The organism is Fervidobacterium changbaicum, assembly GCF_004117075.1.
Taxonomy (GTDB): Bacteria; Thermotogota; Thermotogae; order Thermotogales; family Fervidobacteriaceae; genus Fervidobacterium; species Fervidobacterium islandicum.
Window position 1 is genome coordinate 311,360 of the sequence record NZ_CP026721.1, and the last position, 20,400, is coordinate 331,759.

General features: G+C 39.9%; 20 protein-coding genes. 10 read left to right on the forward strand and 10 right to left on the reverse strand.

Going from position 1 to position 20,400, the window contains the following annotated elements:
* Nucleotides 1-130 precede the first annotated feature (130 nt).
* On the forward strand, nucleotides 131-787 hold the full coding sequence (gene trhA, locus CBS1_RS01485) for a PAQR family membrane homeostasis protein TrhA (RefSeq protein WP_090223344.1): 657 nt from the start codon (nucleotides 131-133) through the stop codon (nucleotides 785-787).
* Between the two features lie 24 nt (nucleotides 788-811).
* Nucleotides 812-3,232 carry a SpoIID/LytB domain-containing protein gene (locus tag CBS1_RS01490; protein WP_090223342.1) on the forward strand — a complete coding sequence of 807 codons (2,421 nt, stop codon included), beginning with the start codon at nucleotides 812-814 and terminating at the stop codon, nucleotides 3,230-3,232.
* A gap of 28 nt (nucleotides 3,233-3,260) precedes the next feature.
* On the opposite strand, the gene CBS1_RS01495 is transcribed toward CBS1_RS01490, so the two are convergent.
* From CBS1_RS01495 to CBS1_RS10405, 9 genes are all read right to left on the reverse strand, one after another.
* Nucleotides 3,261-4,115 (reverse strand): GNAT family N-acetyltransferase, encoded by an 855-nt coding sequence (locus tag CBS1_RS01495; RefSeq protein ID WP_090223341.1) that lies wholly within the window; start codon nucleotides 4,113-4,115, stop codon nucleotides 3,261-3,263.
* A gap of 49 nt (nucleotides 4,116-4,164) precedes the next feature.
* Nucleotides 4,165-4,488 carry a L7Ae/L30e/S12e/Gadd45 family ribosomal protein gene (locus CBS1_RS01500; RefSeq protein ID WP_033190955.1) on the reverse strand — a complete coding sequence of 108 codons (324 nt, stop codon included), beginning with the start codon at nucleotides 4,486-4,488 and terminating at the stop codon, nucleotides 4,165-4,167.
* A 30-nt stretch (nucleotides 4,489-4,518) separates the two neighbouring features.
* Nucleotides 4,519-5,310 (reverse strand): GTP cyclohydrolase FolE2, encoded by a 792-nt coding sequence (folE2, locus tag CBS1_RS01505; RefSeq protein WP_090223339.1) that lies wholly within the window; start codon nucleotides 5,308-5,310, stop codon nucleotides 4,519-4,521.
* 23 nt (nucleotides 5,311-5,333) lie between these two features.
* Nucleotides 5,334-5,864 carry a tetratricopeptide repeat protein gene (locus tag CBS1_RS01510; RefSeq protein WP_090223338.1) on the reverse strand — a complete coding sequence of 177 codons (531 nt, stop codon included), beginning with the start codon at nucleotides 5,862-5,864 and terminating at the stop codon, nucleotides 5,334-5,336.
* Nucleotides 5,861-7,357: an HD-GYP domain-containing protein gene (locus CBS1_RS01515; protein ID WP_090223336.1), complete on the reverse strand. Its 1,497-nt coding sequence runs from the start codon at nucleotides 7,355-7,357 to the stop codon at nucleotides 5,861-5,863. The genes CBS1_RS01510 and CBS1_RS01515 overlap by 4 nt, the downstream gene beginning before the upstream one ends.
* Nucleotide 7,358: 1 nt before the next feature.
* The gene (locus tag CBS1_RS01520; RefSeq protein WP_090223335.1) at nucleotides 7,359-8,285 is read right to left on the reverse strand and encodes an ABC transporter substrate-binding protein; all 927 of its coding nucleotides are present in this window, start codon (nucleotides 8,283-8,285) and stop codon (nucleotides 7,359-7,361) included.
* Nucleotides 8,286-8,307: 22 nt separating this feature from the next.
* A complete protein-coding gene (locus CBS1_RS01525; RefSeq protein ID WP_090223333.1) occupies nucleotides 8,308-8,994 on the reverse strand; it encodes a glycerophosphodiester phosphodiesterase family protein in 687 nt (228 codons plus the stop codon).
* A 174-nt stretch (nucleotides 8,995-9,168) separates the two neighbouring features.
* Nucleotides 9,169-9,399 carry an acyl carrier protein gene (gene acpP / locus CBS1_RS01530; protein ID WP_033190960.1) on the reverse strand — a complete coding sequence of 77 codons (231 nt, stop codon included), beginning with the start codon at nucleotides 9,397-9,399 and terminating at the stop codon, nucleotides 9,169-9,171.
* Nucleotides 9,400-9,634: 235 nt separating this feature from the next.
* Nucleotides 9,635-10,564, reverse strand: coding sequence for a DDE-type integrase/transposase/recombinase (locus CBS1_RS10405; RefSeq protein WP_033190915.1), 930 nt, complete (start codon nucleotides 10,562-10,564; stop codon nucleotides 9,635-9,637).
* Nucleotides 10,565-10,692: 128 nt separating this feature from the next.
* Between CBS1_RS10405 and CBS1_RS01535 the strand changes: the two genes are divergently transcribed.
* The 7 genes from CBS1_RS01535 to fabG are packed head-to-tail and all read left to right on the forward strand — an operon-like array spanning nucleotide 10,693 to nucleotide 16,437.
* Complete coding sequence (locus CBS1_RS01535) at nucleotides 10,693-11,541, forward strand: DegV family protein (protein WP_128998090.1); 849 nt, start codon at nucleotides 10,693-10,695, stop codon at nucleotides 11,539-11,541.
* 44 nt (nucleotides 11,542-11,585) lie between these two features.
* Nucleotides 11,586-12,821: a beta-ketoacyl-ACP synthase II gene (gene fabF, locus CBS1_RS01540; RefSeq protein ID WP_090222993.1), complete on the forward strand. Its 1,236-nt coding sequence runs from the start codon at nucleotides 11,586-11,588 to the stop codon at nucleotides 12,819-12,821.
* The gene (fabZ, locus tag CBS1_RS01545) at nucleotides 12,814-13,284 is read left to right on the forward strand and encodes a 3-hydroxyacyl-ACP dehydratase FabZ (protein WP_052107026.1); all 471 of its coding nucleotides are present in this window, start codon (nucleotides 12,814-12,816) and stop codon (nucleotides 13,282-13,284) included. The genes fabF and fabZ overlap by 8 nt, the downstream gene beginning before the upstream one ends.
* Complete coding sequence (gene fabK, locus CBS1_RS01550; protein ID WP_090223001.1) at nucleotides 13,284-14,231, forward strand: enoyl-[acyl-carrier-protein] reductase FabK; 948 nt, start codon at nucleotides 13,284-13,286, stop codon at nucleotides 14,229-14,231. Before fabZ ends, fabK begins: the two co-directional genes overlap by 1 nt.
* A 44-nt stretch (nucleotides 14,232-14,275) precedes the next feature.
* Complete coding sequence (gene fabD, locus CBS1_RS01555; RefSeq protein ID WP_090222992.1) at nucleotides 14,276-15,190, forward strand: ACP S-malonyltransferase; 915 nt, start codon at nucleotides 14,276-14,278, stop codon at nucleotides 15,188-15,190.
* Nucleotides 15,180-15,734 carry a biotin transporter BioY gene (locus tag CBS1_RS01560; protein WP_241685541.1) on the forward strand — a complete coding sequence of 185 codons (555 nt, stop codon included), beginning with the start codon at nucleotides 15,180-15,182 and terminating at the stop codon, nucleotides 15,732-15,734. The genes fabD and CBS1_RS01560 overlap by 11 nt, the downstream gene beginning before the upstream one ends.
* A complete protein-coding gene (fabG, locus tag CBS1_RS01565; RefSeq protein ID WP_090222989.1) occupies nucleotides 15,721-16,437 on the forward strand; it encodes a 3-oxoacyl-ACP reductase FabG in 717 nt (238 codons plus the stop codon). The genes CBS1_RS01560 and fabG overlap by 14 nt, the downstream gene beginning before the upstream one ends.
* 105 nt (nucleotides 16,438-16,542) lie before the next feature.
* Here the strand turns inward: fabG and CBS1_RS01570 are convergent, their stop codons facing one another.
* Nucleotides 16,543-17,490: an alpha/beta fold hydrolase gene (locus tag CBS1_RS01570; protein ID WP_090222987.1), complete on the reverse strand. Its 948-nt coding sequence runs from the start codon at nucleotides 17,488-17,490 to the stop codon at nucleotides 16,543-16,545.
* Between the two features lie 230 nt (nucleotides 17,491-17,720).
* On the opposite strand from CBS1_RS01570, the gene ppdK reads away from it, so the two are divergent.
* Nucleotides 17,721-20,366 (forward strand): pyruvate, phosphate dikinase, encoded by a 2,646-nt coding sequence (gene ppdK / locus CBS1_RS01575; RefSeq protein ID WP_090222985.1) that lies wholly within the window; start codon nucleotides 17,721-17,723, stop codon nucleotides 20,364-20,366.
* Nucleotides 20,367-20,400: the final 34 nt, after the last annotated feature.

A 20,400-nucleotide genomic window follows, 5' to 3' on the forward strand; every position in this document is an offset into this window, starting at 1 on the left:
GCATGTGTTTGAAAGTTTAGCTTGCGAAAGCGAGATAATTCTTTTGCTTTTTTCAACGTAATCATTGGGAAAAGAATATTCCCAATGGTTTTTATAAATCTAAGAAAAACTAGAACATGGGGGAACTAAGGTGAAAGATAAAGACAACATTGAGAAATATACATTAGGAGAAGAGATAGCGAATTCTGTAACACACGGCGTTGGAGCTTTGCTAAGTATCGCCGGAGCGGTTGTTCTTATAGTCATCGCGTCATTACAGGGGGACGTTTTGAAAATACTTTCTGCCGTTGTCTATGGATTTTCTTTATTCTTGCTTTATATGAATTCAACACTTTACCATGCGATCCAACACAAGACAGCAAAGTACGTTTTAGAGATTTTGGACCATTCTTCCATTTACGTACTCATTGCAGGAAGTTATACACCATTTCTATTGCTTGCGATCAAAAGTGTGACAGGTATTTTATTCCTTTGCATGATATGGGTATTGGCAATTTTGGGGATCATTTTCAAAGTGTTCTTTGTTAGAAAGTTTGTTTACCTTTCAACGCTATTTTACGTGATTATGGGGTGGATAGTTGTTCTGATTTTTAAACCTTTGAACAAAAGTGTTGATTCTGGTATCATATGGTTATTGGTGTCAGGCGGGTTAATGTATACACTTGGTGCCGTCTTTTATGTCTGGAGAAAGTTTAAGTTCCATCATATGGTTTGGCACATATTTGTTGTATCTGGTAGCTTGTTTCACTACTTTGCAATTTTGGGTCTCATTCTGGCTAAAGCATGAAGAGGGATACGCAGAGGTGAGATTGTGAACAAGCAAGTTTTTATCCTTATAATGCTTTTATTAAGTACAATCTTAAGTACTCTGCTTTTTGGTCAGGAAATCTTCACGCTTAATGTTTCGCTTGTTTTTCCGAATGACAACGATACAGCTGCTCTGATAAAACGTTTAGATAGTAATGCACTCTCTTATTTGTATAAAATTACCGTCTTAGATGCAAATCATTCTGAGACGCTGCTTAGCAGCTCTCCGATTTTGAGCTTAAGTATAGCAAAGCAGGGAACCTATGAAATTGAAGCATCGGTAATTTCAGGAAGTGATGTTTACTTTTCTGGTAAACGCGTAGTTGTTGTAGATTATAGTTCTTTTATACAAGAGGTAGAAATCCCCCTTATACCTATTGTATCAAGGATATTTGTTACTTTTGATAATGAAGGTACGGAATCAATTAGTGGTGAAAAAATAATAATTACTGATGATTCATCGAACGTTGTACTTAACGAATCTCTTAATGAAGTCGCTTTTCCTTTGTTTTTAAACGTTATCCCAGGTACCTACAAACTTACAATATTAAATGAAGAAAATCTTACTCAAAATTCTATCAACCGGGTACTTTCAGCAACTGAACTAAACGTTCAACCCGGCCAGTTGTACCCGGTCATGATTTCTCTTAGAAATCAGAACATCATATTGAAAAAGAACTCAGCCAAGGTTTCCAAATTAACCGCTTTTGATGTTAACACAAGGGAGGTTATTTTCGAAAAAGAGGGTAGGTTTAAATTAGCGAGGAACTTATCAATCAATGGAAAGACCTCTTCAGCTTGGTCAAGTTTACTGTTCCCGGGGCTTAGTGATTTGTACCTTACATTCTCAAATGGTGAAATAACAAACATCGATTACAAAGAAGAGTTTCCTTCAAGGGTGCGTGTCTTAATCAGCTCAGAGCTGACCACTATTGGTGGATTGTCTTCAGCTACCTTTGAAAAACTCACTTTGAAAATCTCGAATGGTTATTCGATTTTCTCCTTTAGAGAAGGATATTGCCAAATTACGACAATGCAACACGGACAAATAGTACGATTCTCAAAGAAGTCCGATGGTTTGATTATCGAAACAAACGATGGAATAATAGGGCCTTTTGAAACTAACACACGTTTCTATTTAAAAGCACAGGCTCGTGACTCGTCAGTGGAGATTTCAGAAAAGAGCAAAAACAAGTATTTCGGAGATTTGGAAATATTCGTTAATAAATCAGGTGGTTTTAGCATAATAAACGACTTACCAATCGAAGAGTATCTGAAAAGTGTTGTAGCAAGTGAAATGCCAAGTACTTACCATTTAGAAGCATTGAAAGCACAAGCTGTTGTTGCTCGAACGTATGCTTTAGAGAAGATTCTTTCAGACAGAAGATACGCTGGTCTTGGTGCAAATATGGACGATTCAACTAACTTTCAAGCTTACAACTTTCAAAAACCAAATGAAAAAAGTTCATTAGCGGTGGAACGAACGAATGGAGAGGTACTCCTTTACAAGAATAAACTCTCCGCAACATTCTATTATTCAGTGTCTGGCGGTTATGTAATGGATCCCAAAGATATTTTTAAGATGTCGATAGCGTACTTAAAACCAAAGGTACTATCGGTAGACCAGCAAAACTTATTGTTTTTAGATGATGAACTAGCACTGAAAAACTTCCTAAAGAACTGGGACATTCTAACTTTGCAAAGATTAGGTTTCCCTGAAGCAAGGAACGGGTATTTTCGATGGAAAGTTGAATTCAGTGCGGATGAAATATACAGTGCTGTAATTTCTTTGAAAAATGTTGCTGCGGTCGCGAATAATACAAATACAAATGAAAAGAGCCTTAAGGCAATCGATCCAGTTAGCGAACTAAGGAGATATGTAAACTCACAGTTGCTGTCTTCACTTCGTAACGACACATTGAGCGTTGGAATATCTGAACTTACAACGGATTTCAGTGATAAAATTGTTGATCAAAGTGCTTCGCCTGCAGTAGAGGTAAAAAGTAGCGTTTCTGAAGAAAAACTTACTCAGGATGTTACTGAAAGGATTATAGATGTTTATGTTAGTGCTCGAACTCCAGGGAGGTATGTAACGGAAATAACTATAGAGACGAATAAACGAATCTTTAAGATAGCTAGCAGTGATGTAACCAGGGTATTTTCGGTAAAAGGAAAGAAAATAACGCTCCTTAACGGGATTATAAGGTCTGATCTAAGTTCTTTACCAAGCTCTTTCTTTACTGTGGATGTTGTAAAAAACGAAGAAGGTTTTGCACAAAAGATTGTACTTTACGGTGGTGGCTTTGGACACGGAATAGGAATGAGCCAAGTAGCTGCAAATGTCTTAGCAAAAGACTTCGGTTGGGATTATATTACCATACTCTCGTTTTTCTATACTGGAACGCAGCTGAGGAAAGTCTATTAAACACGAATATTTTCATTATTTTTCACCATCACAGCTTTCTTACCATCTCGTATTGAGTTAATAATATTTTGAAGTTATTTCTTTCAATTGCCGCATGCAATAAGTCATCCTCTGCTACCGCAACTACAGATATTAAAGATGGGCTTGCAGTTCTAACTATATAGTCAACTGATATTAAGAGGAGCTTATCCCAGTCGTCCGGATTTGAAGATTTTGGAGCGCAGTCGACTATAAACGAAGAATTCTCGTCTGACTTTCCCCAGACTAAATAACCTTCGAGGTTGCTATGATGGAATCTAACCAAGTTGTACCTTCCATCAGAAAGCATGAGAGTTATAGGTTCGCGTTGCCAGTTGACCTTCCTTGGGATATTTATCTCATTACTTAATGCAATTGAGTAAACGAGCCTGTTATCTGTCTGTAGGGCTGAATACGTTATGTTGAGTGGTTGAGGATTCTCAAGGATGAACGTATCGAGGTTTCTCAGTTTTCTAAAGCCGTTTTTATCATAAAACCTTACGGCACGCTCATCGGCTGCTGCAACTTCAAGTGTTACTTGCTCAATGTTTCTCATCTTTAAGTGTCTAAATGCATGTCTCAATATCTTATCTGCTAAACCTTTCCCACGTTCGTTTGGTACAACACCCATGGCATCTATTCTTGCCCTGGTACCGCGTACGGCAATAAGGATAAAGCCTACTGGTTCGTTACCTTTAAGAAATACAAAAGAATCGCTGAAGGAAATGGAATTTTCTCTTGCGTCCATTTTAAATGACAAAACGTTCCAGTTGATTGGAATCACATAATCTTCAAACACCGTATTGACCAAGCTAACAAAATCTATCAGTGGAAACTCGGCAAGGGTAACAATTTTTTCTTCCATAAATATAGCACCCCCTTGGAAGATTGAAACTCCACTAGGCAACCTCAAATTACTTACTCACGGCAATCTTGATAATAGCTTCGGCAAGGTTCTCGTCAAGAATCCCTACAGCCGAAAGATTCGATTTTCCGACAGCCTTAGCCAATGCTTTCTTATCGCCAATTTCTATGTATGGGACATTGTTTATTTCGCATCGTATCTTTAAATCCTTCTTAACTCGCTCTCCGGCATCTTTTGCCACTATTAATACCTTCTTGGCTATCCTCTTGTCTGTCAAGTATTCCCTTATCATATCCTTACCAAAGGCTATTTTGTTTGCCCGAGCTGCAAAACCCATGTATGTCAGTATCTTGTTTAAGGTTTGTTCGTCCATGGTCTCACCTTCTCATACTTACTGCATTTGCTAAATTTGCTCTTCTAGTTCATCACTTGTTACACAGGCATACGCGTTATGTGCGTGTATGGATTCATAACTTTCAACTTCCACTTTGTACCATTTTATTTTATCATACTTTTTCAACTCAATCGCAACATCTCTCGCAACGTCTTCGACGAATTTCGGATTATCGTATGCAAGCTCTGTTACATACTTCTCATCAGGTCTTTTCAACAACGTAAATATCGGGGCGCTTGCCGATTTTTCCACTACCTCGATTATGTCTTCGATCCAGATCATTTCTTTGCTCTCAAAAGAAACTTTGCACAGAGCCCTTTGATTGTGTGCTCCCCTTTCACTTATCTCTTTTGAACACGGGCACAACGTGTGTATAGGGACTAATACAGAAGTCAAAAAGTCGAATTTCCCATCAAAAATCTCTGCTTCAAAAGAGCAGGTATATTCAAGGTAGCTTTCACTTTTCGTTACAGGTGCTTGCTTTTTGACGAAGTAGGGGAACTCTACCTCTATAACCGCTCTCTTAGCGTTTAGAACATCTTTAAGCCTGTTTAGGATGTCTTTAACTCGTTTTGGATTAATTTCCAAATGGAACTCGTTGAGGACCTCTATGAACCTGCTCATATGCGTTCCTCGATAGTCTTTTGGGAGATCTACGTACATGTTTATCGTTGCAATTGTCGCTTGTGTTCCCTGGGCTCTATCAAGAACAACTACTGGGTATCTAACGCCTTTAACCCCGACTCTTTTCAGATATATGTTTCGCGCATCACGTTCATTTTGAACATCTTTAAGTACCATTGCCGCTCCTCCGATTTTTATTCTTAGAACTCTCCTAAGTTTTTCAACACATCTTGAACCTTTTTCTTCAATTCCCCATCTGCAATCTCACGAAGGATCATGAGAGCTTCTTTACGGTATACCGAGTATGTGAAACTATCCAAGAACGAAGATAAGTATAATTTTGCACTTTCGACTTCTCCAACTTTGAGCAGTGCTGAACCCAAATAAAAGTATACCTCATCAAGCCACGGATTTTCAATATCCTTAATCTCTCTGAGTAAACTAACCGTGTCGGCGTAGTTGCCATTTCTGTAAGCAACTTTTGCAGTATCTATTTTGGACCTGATTTGGGATTTCATTTGCTTTTCGACAAGGTAAGTGAGTTCCTTTAGTTTATTATCCTCGACGTACTTAGAGAAATCTTTACTATCAGCAACGTACAATTCGTAGGCCTTAATTAACTTCTGAGCTCGTTGCAATTGTGAAAATAGCTTTACATTGTAAAGATACGTGACAAGAAACAAGACACAGAAAACGGTAGCGAGTAAGATGGATAGATTTCGACTTTTCATGCGGGATAACCACCTTCTGAATCTCCCATTTCGTCATTTACGTTCTCCAAAAAAGAGACTAACTCTAATTGCTCTGCAATGACCTCTTTGAACTTCCCAAACAACTCGGTGTCGAACTTTTTTCCAACCATGCTTTCCATTAATTCTAATGCTTCTTTAGGAGTCAAAGCATTTCGATAGGGTCTATCTTCTGTCAGTGCAGTGAAGACGTCAACTATTGAGACAATCTGAGCTCTGAGGCTCAAAGTACCTTTCGAAAGACCATCTGGATAACCAGAGCCGTCTATATTTTCGTGGTGGTGGCGAACGATATCTGCCACAAGCTCCCAACCGGGAATTTGTGAAACAACACGCTCACCTAAAATAGTATGACTCTTCATTACTTCGAACTCCTCAGCTGTGAGCTTTCCTTGTTTCAGAAGTATCTGGTCCGGTATTCCAATTTTGCCGATGTCGTGCAGTATCGCACCATACTTGATTGCGTTGAGTTCCTCAGGATCGGTGATACCAAGCTTGGTTGCTAAGGCCAAGGAGAGCTGCATAACCTTTTTCGAATGCTCTCCTGTTCCAATATCTTTGAGCTCAACGGTCTCCGCAAGTGTATTTATCAAAAGGAAGTTTCTCTCTTCTAAAGCTGATTGCATCTCCTCTATTTGTGCCATAGTATTTTCCAGTTCCTCGGTGGTTGATTTGTATCCAGCAATTGCTTCCGTATACCGTGTGAATAAGTTATAAATCGCGTCTTGGACTTTCAGCAATGGGAGATGTTTTGTTTCAATAGGTTCGTACTCAACGTATTCACCGGTCTCCACTCTGAGAATCATGTCTGAAACTATACTTCTGAGAGCAGTTGCAGCTTTCTCAAGGTCTTTTTCTTTACTTGCATTAATGTTATTTAAAAACCCCAGTGCGATCAACGGGACGAAGCCGATGAGAAAGGTGATAGAAAGGTTTGAGAGGAACACACTTGGGTTCGGAGAAATCATCACAAAAAATCCGTACTTTGTTGCCTCAGTCTTGGTAACTATATCTGCTAAGCCGAGACTAGTACGGTGTTTCACTACATTTCCAACCAGTCCTTTGTCAGATGAGTAAACAACTCTCCCACCAACTTCGACTATGATTTTGAAATCCCTAACTGGAAATTTTATCATCGATATCGGAATTTCAAGTAGCACTAACTTGTCATTTTCATCGAAGACATATTTCAACGAATAGCCTTTGATAGAAATGCCATGTAGATAAAAATTAGGACCTATTCTCAGATGTTGTGAATAATCCACTCCGTTAATGGTCATTTCTTTCGACAGTTCCGTAACCACACCAACTCGGTTTTCAATATAACTATCCAGCATCTCGGAAAAGCTTTGTAGGTAAACAGTGCTATCCCTATCAATTTTAAAGTAGTAAACGACAAGTAACGTAATAAGTAAAAGCAGGACTATTGTGTTGACTACAATCCCAATCCTTTTTGAGCTATTAGAACTATCCAATTTACTGTACCTCCTTGAATTTTCCTTCTTCGACAACGTAAACTTTCATTTCCGTGTTTACTCCACTCGGAGTGAAATAAACGTATCTATCCTTAATTTTCAGAACGTGTGTATTGATAAAGCGGCGGAACTGCTGCGTACTCAAGAATCTATGCTGCTGTATAAACTCAACCCAGTTATCTATCAGCTCCAGTTCAGTTCCTTGCGATGTGAAAATTTTCGAGACTAAAAAGTACGTGCCCTCTACAAAACGACCGCCAAGGGTGAGAAAAACTTTGCTGAACGAGGCTTCCGTACCTACTACTCTTATCTTTTCATTTGCTGTCTTCAGTAGTCTTACAATTTCGAAAGAATCCTTGTCCATAGTTGTAAGAATTGCTGTGTCGTAGTTTTCAGCAGATATACCTCTAATAGATGAACTGTCCGTGTAGTAGACAAAATCCCCTGAAAAATCATCTAAAAGACTTTTAAAATCGTCACTGTACTCCCTGTTAGAACCGTCAAGAACTAACAAAAGATTTTTGCAACCGGTCTTTTTCAGGTATTCGCGAAATGCGGCTACAATAGTCTCGTTTGACGGAATAAAAGAATAGATATAACCGGACTTTATTAGTCTTGTTGAACTTATCGTTGGAGAAAGTGATATTAAATTGTACTTTTCAAGAAACGGTAGGACTTTATTACCATCGACTGACATGGAAGGACCTATCACAAACCTCACACCGCGGTTAGAAAGAAATCTAAAGAATTTCTCCAAATCGCTCTCGATGTTTGATGCTATAAAATAGACTCCTTTGTTTTCGTAAGTCAGGTACTCTGCTGCATTTGTTGATGGGTTGTAGAGGAATCCAACAGTTTTTGAAGTGTAATCGAACCAGACAAAAAGGATTGCAAACATTACTATTAACAAAACAAGGATCTTATACATCAGCAAACCTCCCCACGGTCACTTACAAAAATAGCCTTACATCGTCTGTAATTATGTAGTCTACGTACTCCCAGATTTTTTCAATATCCTTCCTATCGTTCACGGTCCATACAACTATTTTTACATTTCTTCGCTTTAACTCCTTGATGATTTTCAGAAATCGTTCCGGAAAATAAGATAGACCAACCACAGGCAAATGGGCGCTGTAAGTGTTTTGTTCAAAGAGTGAAAATATCTCTTCATCGGAAAGTTTCGCATGCCCTTCGTCAAAAAGGTAGCCAAATCTTAAACTCGTGTACTTCACTTTTAATTCACTTATCAAGCTATGGTTGAAAGAGCTAAATATGAGTCCCCCATCATAAAGCGTTGTACACATCGAAATAGCTAATTCTGCTGCTTCGTATTCCTTAATCTCTATATTCAAATACTTTCCTTTAGGAGCTAACTTGAGAAATTCCTCAAGTGTAGGAACGCTCTCACCATTGCTTTTGTAACGTTTAAGTTCTGCTAAAGATAAATCTCTGACCTTTACGTCTACACCGCAGAAGTTCATTAGGTTATCGTCGTGAATTAAAACGGGGACGTTATCTTTAGTTAATCTTACGTCTGTCTCTATCCCATCCGCTCCAAGAGAGAATGGTTCAAGTAACGAAGGGAGTGTATTTTCTTTGTACAATACAGGTATGCCCCTGTGACCTAGTATCTTCAATTCTTTCCACCATCCTGCTAAGGATTTTTACAAACGTCAACGTAATTATACCAGAAACGAATGAATTTTTGTGCGAAATATTTTGATATTTTCCATTAAAAAATAATAAAACAGGCCCTGAGAGATCTCAGGACCTTGCATTTGCCATTGATATCAACTTTCTCTCTGTTCTTTTTAGGAACGAAGCTTTATTGCTTCTACAACATCCTTTACTGTTTTGATCTTTGACAAGTCTTGATCACTTATCTTTACACCGAACTCATCTTCAAATGCCATTACCAAATCAACAACATCAAGAGAGTCTGCACCAAGGTCCTCCATTAGGTTCTTGTCTAATGCGACCTCCGAGACATCCAAACCGAGTTGTTCCGCAACAATTTCGCACACTCTTTTTTCCAAATCCATACTTTTTCCCCCTTCCTCAATAGTTGAATAATGTATAGTTGTTACACGGAATATCAAGTTCAACCTCGCTTTTCAAAAGTTAATATACCACAACAATTGTTTGTTGTCAATAATAATGTTTTTCATACTCAAAGAAATTTATATTGACTATTTTTCATACTCAAAGAAATTTATATTGACTAATTTTGTTGAATAGAGTATAATTCTTCCAGGGAACGTTAAAATATTGATGCTGTTAACTTGTAGTGATGGAAGACAATAGAACACTCATAACACGCGCAATATCATTGCCATTCAGTTTCAAGAGATTTCTCACTACACAAAAACTGTTTACGTACATTGGAAGATTGTCAATATTCTTAAATCCACGCTTGGCTCGTACAAAGTCTTGGAATAACGAAAACTTCGATTCACATTGATTGTTTTGCCCAAGTCTCACAACAATATGATTGATATTCTTGTATAGTATCTTCACTGCACCATATGCACCAAGTCCATCTGTAATTAGTTCGATTGTTCTTTCGTTGTTACCAAAGAACTTCTCTAACAATATCTTCACTTGACCCATATCGCGATATTTGGATACATGCCAAGCAACAATGAGATTCGTCTCATGGTCAACTAAGAACCAAACATAGTACTTTTTGGATTTAAACAAAACGACAGTTTCATCACCATGGACTTTGAAAGCATCTACAGGAACGAGGATGGAAAAGAAACAAGACAACTTAAGGATCCACTTGTAGATAGCGACATGAGAGACTTTGATATTAAGTGAGTCTCTGATGGAACGCAAGGACACAGCTTTGAAATAAAGGACGAAGGCTTTAAGAACAATAAAGATAGGGAAACGGAAGAACTTGAAAGAGTCGAAAGGAAGAGGGACAAATTGAGGTAAGTTAGTTGGGATTTCGTCTCTGGTATGGCAAGAACGGCAACGGAACTTAACGAAGGCTTTTTTGATTTTGTGGATTTGCATAGTTTTTCCACAGACAGGGCATTTAGGATAAGGGAAAGAGAAGAGCTTGTGTTTTTTTGAATGAACAAGTCTGAAAGTGCGCTTACAGTCTTTGCAAAAGTATTGTTGGTTACCGTACTTATCATGACCGTTTTTGTAGATGTTGGTAGAGCCGCATTTGGGGCAAGAGACTACAGAATTTTGCATAGTGGAGTACCTCCTTTTTGTGAGAATTGATGGTGGGGGGTGTTCCACTAATAAGAAGATAATACGGTTTTTGGAAATTTTCAATACTTTTAGTTAACAGCATCAAAATATTAAAGGGGTGAGGCTACATGGTGACCTTTGTGACAGATTCTGGTTGTGACTTACCAAAAAATGTAAGTTTACCGTTCGACTTAAAATTTCTCCCGCTGAGAGTATATGTTCGCAACAAAGAATACGAAGACAAAGTTACATTGATGCCCGAGGAACTTTACAAGATGGAGTTAGAAGGTGAGGTCGCAACGACTTCCTTGCCAAAAGTTAATACGGTAGAAATGGTTTTAAAAAATGCAGCCGAAAGTAGCGAAAAGGTCTACGTTATAACGATTTCTTCAAAGCTCAGTGACACATATGACCTCGTTCAAAGCGTTGCTAATTCAATTGGTTCAAAAAACATCGTTGTGCTTGACTCAAAAACAGCTTCGATAAAACAAGGATATGTTGTTTTGAAAGCTATGGAACTTGTAAGAAAGAAGGGTAGTTTAACCCAAGCTGATGTTGACAAGATAATCGAAAACTCCCTTCTCGTATTTTTTGTACCAACATTGGAATACCTCTACCGAGGTGGTCGAATAGGAAAAGCAAAGGCTTTCTTTGGGAGGTTACTCAATATAAAGCCGATCCTTACGACAGACGTGGAAGGTGAAGTCAACACCTTGGGAACAGTAAGAACACTCGAATCAGGAGTTTCATCTATGGTAAAGATTGCGAAAAGTTTCATTTCAGAGAAAAGTTTTGCGGATAACTACTCCGTGGTAGGTGGTTTCACTATCACCAGTATGTCAAGCTACTTAGAAAAGTTGTTAGCTGGCTTTGATGAAAAGACTATAATCGGTGTTTCAAATATCGGTGCTGCTATAGCTGCACACGTTGGACCGGAAGCATTTGGAGTTGTGGTAGGCGAGAAGATAGAATTTTAATGGATTAGGTTAACTAAAGACAGGTAAGAACGGGGGTGTGTAGTTTGAAGAGAAGAGTTGTGGTCACAGGCATGGGTGTCGTTTCTCCGTTAGGATGCTCACTGGAAACATTTGCTGAAAATCTGAGAAAAATGTACATCGGTATTGACAAAATAACTTCGTTTGATGCTACAAACCTTCCTGTTCAAATAGCAGCCGAGGTCAAAGATTTCAAACCGGAAGAATACATGGATAGAAAGCTTGCCAAACGGCTCGACAGATTCTCGCAATTTGCTCTTGCTGCCACACGTCAAGCAGTTGAGATGAGCGGGATCGATTTCACAGGTATTGAGGAAAGGGTTGCTATACTTGTTTCTTCGGGAATGGGAGGATTTTTGACGCTTGCAGAACAAAACGATGTGTTGAGAGAAAAGGGGCCAGAGCGGGTTAGTCCATTCCTTATTCCTATGATTCTCATAAACATGGCAAGTGGAGTAATAGCGATGGAATATGGATTAAAAGGCCCAAATTTTGCTCCTGTGAGCGCCTGTGCAACTTCGGTGCACTCAATAGCACTTGGAGCGCTTTTGATCCGCCATGGATACGCAGATGTTGCAATAGTTGGGGGTTCAGAAGCCACAATAGCCCCGCTTCCAATCGCTGGTTTTGCTTCAATGCGCGCACTCTCAACAAGAAACGATGAACCAAAGAAAGCATCCAGACCTTTTGACAAATCAAGAGATGGTTTCGTGATGGGAGAAGGAGCAGGAATACTTATCTTGGAAAATGAAGAATTTGCAAAAGCTCGAGGTGCAAATATAATAGCTGAAATAAAAGGCTTTGCTATGAATGACGATGCACACCATTTCAGTGCTCCTGATCCGGAAGCAAGAGGGTCGTCTAAAGTAATGAAAATGGCTATAGATGATTCTGGCCTTTCCATTGATGATATCGATTTTGTGAGCTGTCACGCAACGAGTACTCCAGCAGGTGATGAGGTCGAACTAAAAGCTATAGAAAACGTTTTTGAGAACAGAGTGAAAGAAATTTACGTTAATTCTACAAAAACACTAACTGGACACCTCCTTGGCGCTACGGGTGCCGTTGAAACGATAGCTTCTATAATTCAAATGAACAGCGAGTTTATTCACGGTATGCCTAACCTTGAAGAACTGGACGGTCCAGATTACTTCAACATTCCAAGAAATACTGTGGAAGGTGTACAGATAAGGAATTTTGTTAAGAACTCATTCGGATTTGGCGGACATAACGCATCCTTGGTGGTGGGGAGATATGAGTGAAAGACTTGAAGAAAACAGGAAAACATTGAAAACAAAAGATGAGATTTTAAAGATTTTACCTCACAGAGACCCAATACTTTTGGTTGATGAAGTACTCGAGCAAGGTGAGGACTATATTGTTGCTAAGAAGTACGTTAAATCAGACGAACCTATCTTCAAAGGCCATTTTCCAGACTATCCGATATATCCAGGGGTTTACATAATCGAAGGTCTTGCACAAGCAGCTGGTGTTTTGCTTTTGGAAGGATTAGAAAAAGATTCGATACCTATTTTCATAGGTATTGACGAGGCAAGGTTTAAGAAAGAGGTAAGGCCTGATTGCGAGTTATTATACGAGGTGAAAGTTGTTGATAAAAAAGGTCCAATAGTGATTGTCGATGGAAAAGCTAAGGTCGGTGATCAATTGGTTGCGAAAGCCAGGCTGATGGTAGGAGTTAAAAGAAGTGAGGCTGATGGAAAATGATGAATTTCAGACAGAATAATAGGATCTGTCAATTGTTGAATATTGAATATCCTATAATCATGGGTGGTATGTCTTGGGCAGGCACTCCAAAATTGGCTGCAGCGGTTTCAAATGCAGGAGGGTTAGGGGTCATAGGTTCAGGCGCAATGAAAAGAGAGCATTTGAAAGAAGCCATCGATACAATTCGAACACTGACAGACAAACCGTTTGGGGTGAATATAATTCTTGTGTCCCCTTACGTAGATGAGCTGGTCGACTTAGTCATAGAAGAGAAGGTACCAGTTGTAACTTTTGGTGCAGGAAATCCATCAAAATACATGACAAGATTGAAGGAAGCAGGAATTAGAGTCATCCCTGTAGTTGCTTCCGACAACATGGCTAAGATGATGGAACGTATAGGGGCTGATGCCGTTATCGCTGAGGGGATGGAATCTGGAGGTCACATCGGTGAAGTAACTACTCTGGTTTTGGTGAACGCTGTTTGCAGAGCAGTAAAGATACCTGTCATAGCGGCCGGTGGGATAGCCGACGGTAGAGCAATGGCAGCTATGTTTGCACTCGGTGCTGAGGGCATCCAAATGGGAACAAGATTCATCGCTTCTACAGAAGCTGACACGCACGAGAATTTCAAAAAGCTCATCTTAAAATCATCCATACGAGACACAGTTGTAACGGGAGCTCCTTTGGGACATCCTGCGCGAGTCATAGAAACGAGGTTTGCCAAGAAGGTAAGGGAACTGGAGACTAAGAACCTTCAAGAAGCGGAAGAGGTTTTGGTTGGCAGCCTAAGAAAAGCGGTTGTAGATGGAAATATCGAAGAAGGCTCGTTCATGGCTGGTCAATGTGTCGGTTTGATAAACGAAATTAAACCGGTAAAAGAGATTATACAGGATATCGTAAACGAATTCTATGAAACAACTCAAACGTTCTGCGAGTTCGTGAAATGAGTCTTTCAAGGCTTATCAATTCACCTAGCATGGGGGTGACGTTTATGAGGTTAGCTTATCTTTTTCCTGGTCAGGGTTCACAATACAGCGGTATGGCTACAGATTTTTCAAAGTACGGTTCATGGGGGCACTATGCAAAAGTTGCCAACGAAGTGCTTGGTTTTGACTTAGTTGAGATTATGGACGGCGACGAGGAAATCCTAAAGTTAACTGAAAACGCTCAACCAGCTATATACCTAGCAAGTTATGTAGCTTTCGTTGAACTGAAAAAGTATTTGAAAGAACCAGATTTTGTCGCAGGGCACAGCCTTGGAGAGTATACAGCACTTGCCGCTGCAGGAGTTTACGATTTCGAAACGGGTATCTACCTTGTAAGAAAACGAGGAGAGTACATCTCCCAAGCGATGAAGCCTGGCGAAGGTAGTATGGCAGCGGTAATTGGAGTGCCGATAGAGCAGATTGATGAACTCGTTAAAAAATACGAAGGGCTTTACATAGCAAATTACAACTCTGAAGAACAAACGGTTGTGAGTGGAAAGGCTGAAAGTGTTAAAAGTTTTGTAAAAGACCTTACTGAAAATGGGAAAAGAGCGATAGAATTAAAGGTATCAGGACCATTCCATACACCGTACTTGGAAAGTGCCAGGGAAAAGATGGCGATAGAAGTGGAGCATATAAAGTTCAGGCAACCAAGATACCCTATTGTTATGAACAGTATCGCGCAAGAGATAACAGACCCGGAGCAGATAAAACATTACATTCTTGAGCAAATAAGCGGTCCGGTCTACTGGAAGCAGTCTGTTGATAGAATGATAACACTTGGTGTTAGCGAGTTTATAGAGGCAGGGCCAAAAAACGTTCTGACTACGATGCTTAAGAAAGCAAAACTTAATGCTAAGCATTTCACCTCACTCATCGGAATCAAAGACGGAACGGAGGGTGTACCAAGTGGAAGATAAGAAAAAACCAAAAGAAGCAAGACCAAGGAATTTCAAAAGATTAGCAACTATTGCTTTGTTTGCCAGTTTGACAGCGGTAGGTGCCCAGATTTCGATTCCCATAGGAAGCGTTCCAATAACGTTGCAAATGTTCTTTGTCTTTCTTGCAGGGTTTACTTTAAATCCTTTTGATGCGTTCCTTTCCATGCTAGTGTACTTGGTACTTGGAGCGGTGGGACTGCCTGTATTTGCAAACTTTTCTGGTGGGATCATTCATCTCATAGGGCCCACTTCGGGCTATCTGTGGGCGTTTCCAATAAGTGCTTTCGTAATTTCTTGGCTTTCAAGAAGGACAAATGCAATATTGTCTGGATTACTTGGACTTGTTGTAGTTTACCTAATTGGTTGGACTGTTTTAGGCTTTCATATAGGAAGCTACAAGAAAGCATTCTTAGTTGGTGTTCTACCATTTATTTTTCTTGATGCTCTTAAATTGGCAATGTCTTATTTCGTTGCTTTAAAGACAAGAAAAATTTTAGGAGGAAGTGCATATGGGCAGGCTTAATGGAAAGGTTGCAATTGTCACCGGTGCCTCAGGAGGCATTGGTAGAGCAATAACTAGAGAGTTCTTAGAAGAAGAATGCATTGTTATTGGATTCAATTACGTGCCTTCTACTGAAAGTACACACGAAGGACTTTACTATGAATATGTAGTTGATATCACTGACAGAGTTGCAGTTGAAGGTGCTGTCAAAGACGTGATTAACAAATTTGGAAGAGTTGATATTTTGATTAACAATGCAGGAATCACAAAGGATAACTTGATTTACCGAATGAGTTATGAAGAATGGGACAGTGTAATAAACACGAACCTTACCGGCGCGTTCAATATGATTAAAGCAACGATTCGGGAAATTGTGAAAAATGAAGGCGTGATAATCAACATTTCTTCCGTTGTAGGTCTGGAGGGTAACATAGGTCAAGCGAATTACGCCGCTTCAAAAGCAGGGTTGATTGGTCTGACCAAATCTTTGGCTAAGGAATTCGGGAGGAAAAACGTTCGTGCAAATGCCATCGCACCGGGATTTATCGAAACACCTATGACAGAAAAATTACCGGAAGATATCAAGAAAGCAGCCCTTGAAAAAATCTCCATGAAACGATTTGGAAAGCCGGAAGAAGTTGCTAAATTAGTGAAATTCCTTGTACTCGATGGAACGTACATAAACGGTCAGATAATAGTTATAGACGGTGGTATGGAACTCTAAACTCCTTAGCTTTCAATAAGAATCGCGCTTGGAAATCCTCCTCTCTGAAATCTTACATTTCTTCTTGACAGAATTTGACCCCTTACTAAAGGGGTCGCATTTTTTTCACTCCAGAATATCGATGAGGAATTTCCTGACCAGTTCTATAACTAATCTGTTTGATAAAGGCATGTGCCCTTCGTTTGGAATCAACATAAATTTCGAGTTCTTTATTGATTTGGATAAATACTCACCTATCGACGGAGGGGTTATCTGATCTTTTTCACCGTAAATAATAAGAGTTTTGGCGGTTATACCCTCAAGATCAATTTTTAAAGGTTTCTGTGCTGCTTTGTCTTTTGTGAACTTTATGAGTATTTCCGCAGGTAGAAAGTAATTTTGTGAAAACAAGTAGTCGAAGTGTTCGGTATTCAGAATCTCACCTTCTGCTAATGAATTTCGGTAAACGAATTTGAACAGCGGATAGGTTTTCAAACCTACATCCAGAAATATTTGGTAAAACTTAAGTAGGTGCTCGTCTTTTAGCTTAAACGGAGGGCCTGGGTTTTGTAAATCTTCACTGTTAACATCGTACGCAGCGTCAAATAAAATGAGCCTTTCCACTCTTTTTGGAATAATGCTTGCTATCGCAAGTGAAAGGTATCCACCCATCGAATGACCAACGAGAGTGAATTGCTCTATTCCCAGGGAATCTAAAGACTTTATTAAGAGTCTTACAATCGATTCGTCAGAATAATCAAAGTCGTTTTTCTTTTCAGATAAACCAAATGGTGGTATATCAAATGCTATGCAGTGATAATTTTCCGAAAGCACATCAATTAGCACCTTCCAATCGTAAGAAGAACCGGCGAATCCATGTAGGAACACTATAGTTTCAAAGTTACCTTTTCCGTATTCTCTGTAAGCAACTTGAATTCCATCGATTGTGAGTTTTTTTGCATCTTGTGAAACATACTCTACTATTCTTGATGTTGATAGGTGTGTTGAGATGTAAAACACAATCGTTCCTAGTAACAAAACTTTGAGAAAGCTCACGAAGGTATTATTCTCCATATTTCCACCTCCAAGAACTAACTGAATCGTTCTGTAGTGTAACAATTATACACCCAGATCGTACTCCGGACGGAATAAATATCTTCTATGATTACGGCCGATGGTTGTTTTCTGCAGAAATTAACATAAAAGAAAAAAACAATTTATCACAGTGTGTATACGACAAGTAGAAAAAGTATGGTACAATTATACAGGTACTTTTCTAAATTTTTCGATATGGAGGTGTGAAAATGGGTAAAAAGTGGGTTTATTTCTTTGCCAACGGGCAAGCAGAAGGAAACGCCCAGATGAAGGATATACTGGGTGGTAAAGGTGCAAACCTTGCTGAAATGACAAACGCCGGAGTTCCAGTACCTCCAGGCTTTACTATTTCAACAGAAGTTTGTAAGTTCTATTACGACAACAACAGAACCTACCCAGAGGATTTGAAAGAACAAGTCGAAGCAGCTATGAAAAAGCTTGAAGAAGTTACAGGAAAAGGATTCGGCGACCCAAAGAAGCCTCTCCTTGTTTCCGTTAGATCAGGTGCTGCTATATCGATGCCTGGAATGATGGATACTATCCTGAACCTTGGGCTTAATGATGAAACGGTCAAAGGTCTTGTTGAAATGACGAATAACGAAAGATTTGCGTACGACTCCTACAGAAGGTTCCTCCAGATGTTCGGTGACACAGCTCTGGGAATTCCACATGCAGATTTCGAAAACGCACTTGCCGAAATGAAAGCACAAAAAGGTGTAAAACTCGATACGGAACTTGATGCAGAAGATCTTAAGAAACTTGTTGAAACCTACAAGAAAATCTACAAAAAACACGGAAAAGAATTCCCACAGGACGTTTACAAACAACTATGGGCAGCTATTGAAGCTGTCATTTGGTCCTGGATGAGTGATAGGGCTATTAAGTACAGAGAAATCCACGGAATTAAGGAAGGACAACTGCTTGGAACAGCTGTCAATATAGTTGCTATGGTCTTCGGTAACATGGGTGACGATAGTGGTACAGGTGTTTGCTTCACAAGGGACCCAAATACCGGAGAAAAGGTGCACTACGGAGAATTCTTGCCAAATGCACAGGGTGAAGATGTTGTCGCTGGTATAAGAACACCATATCCACTTGAAAAGATGAAAGAAATGATTCCACAGGCTTACGACGAACTTATCGCGATAATGGATAGACTTGAAGCATATTTCAAGGATATGCAGGATATAGAATTCACAGTTGAAAAAGGAAAACTTTACATACTCCAAACAAGAAGCGCCAAGAGAACAAGCCAAGCAGCAATTAGAATAGCTGTCGATATGGTTCACGAAGGTCTTATCGACAAGAAGACAGCGGTTTTGAGAGTCCAGCCATCTGACATTGAAAGAGTCCTCCATCCAAAATTCGATGAAAAAGAAAGGAAGAACGCAAAGGTTATTGCGAAGGGTCTGCCAGCATCACCAGGTGCAGCGACAGGTAAAGTTTACTTTGATGCACACAAAGCAGAAGAAGCAGCAAAAGCAGGAGAAAAAGTCCTCCTTGTTAGACCAGAAACAAGCCCAGAAGATGTCGGTGGTATGAACGCGGCTGAAGGTATACTTACAGCACGCGGCGGTATGACATCACACGCAGCTGTTGTCGCAAGAGGTCTTGGGAAACCAGCAGTAGTCGGTGCAGAAAGCATTTACGTAAATGAAGAAGAAGGCTACCTCAAAGTTGGAGACGTAGTCGTAAAAGAAGGCGAATGGCTCTCAATAGATGGAACAACCGGAGAAGTATTCCTTGGAAAGATTACAACCGTTAAACCACAAGGTCTGGAAGGACCAGTTGCTGAATTGCTTTCATGGGCAGACGAGTTTAGAAAACTCGGTGTCAGGGCAAATGCCGATGTTCCAAGAGATGCAAAAGTTGCAAGAGAATTTGGAGCAGAAGGTATCGGTCTGTGCCGAACAGAGCACATGTTCTTCGAAAAGGATAGAATACCAAAGGTCAGAAGAATGATTGTCGCAAGAACGAAAGAAGAAAGAGAAGCTGCACTTGCGGAACTTCTCCCACTCCAGAAAGAAGACTTCAAAGGATTGTTCAGAGAAATGAAGGGTTACCCAGTTACGATAAGGCTTATTGACCCACCACTCCATGAATTCTTGCCACAGGAAGAAGAACAGATGGCAGAAGTTGCTCAACAAATCGGTATCACTGTTGAGGAACTCAAGAAAGTAGTTGAACAACTGCACGAACTTAACCCAATGCTCGGTCACAGAGGTGTAAGATTGTTGGTCACATATCCAGAAATTGCAGTCATGCAGACAAAGGCGATAATCCTTGCAGCTATTGAGCTGAAGAAAGAAGAGGGAATCGAAGTTGTGCCAGAAATCATGATACCACTTGTAGGCCACATCAACGAACTGAAATATGTAAAGCAAATAATAATTGAAACAGCTGATGCTCTCATTAAGGAACATGGAGTCGAACTCAAGTACCTTGTCGGAACGATGATCGAAGTTCCAAGAGCCGCTGTCACAGCTGACCAGATTGCTCAAGAAGCAGACTTCTTCAGCTTTGGTACAAATGACCTCACACAAATGACATTTGGATTCAGCCGTGACGACGTTGGTAAGTTCTTGCCAGAGTACCTTGAAAAGGGAATTCTCGAGCACGACCCATTCAAGCATATCGATACACAAGGCGTTGGACAGCTCGTCAAATCAGCAACGGAAAAAGGTAAAGAAGTTAAGTCAACACTTAAATGTGGAGTCTGTGGTGAACACGGTGGAGATCCAAAATCCATCGAGTTCTTTGCCACAACAAAACTCGATTATGTCAGCGCATCACCGTACAGAATTCCAGTTGCACGACTTGCAGCTGCTCAAGCAAGCATCAAATACAGAAGCTAATATTCTTTATTACTTGGGGGCGCTTTTGCGCCCC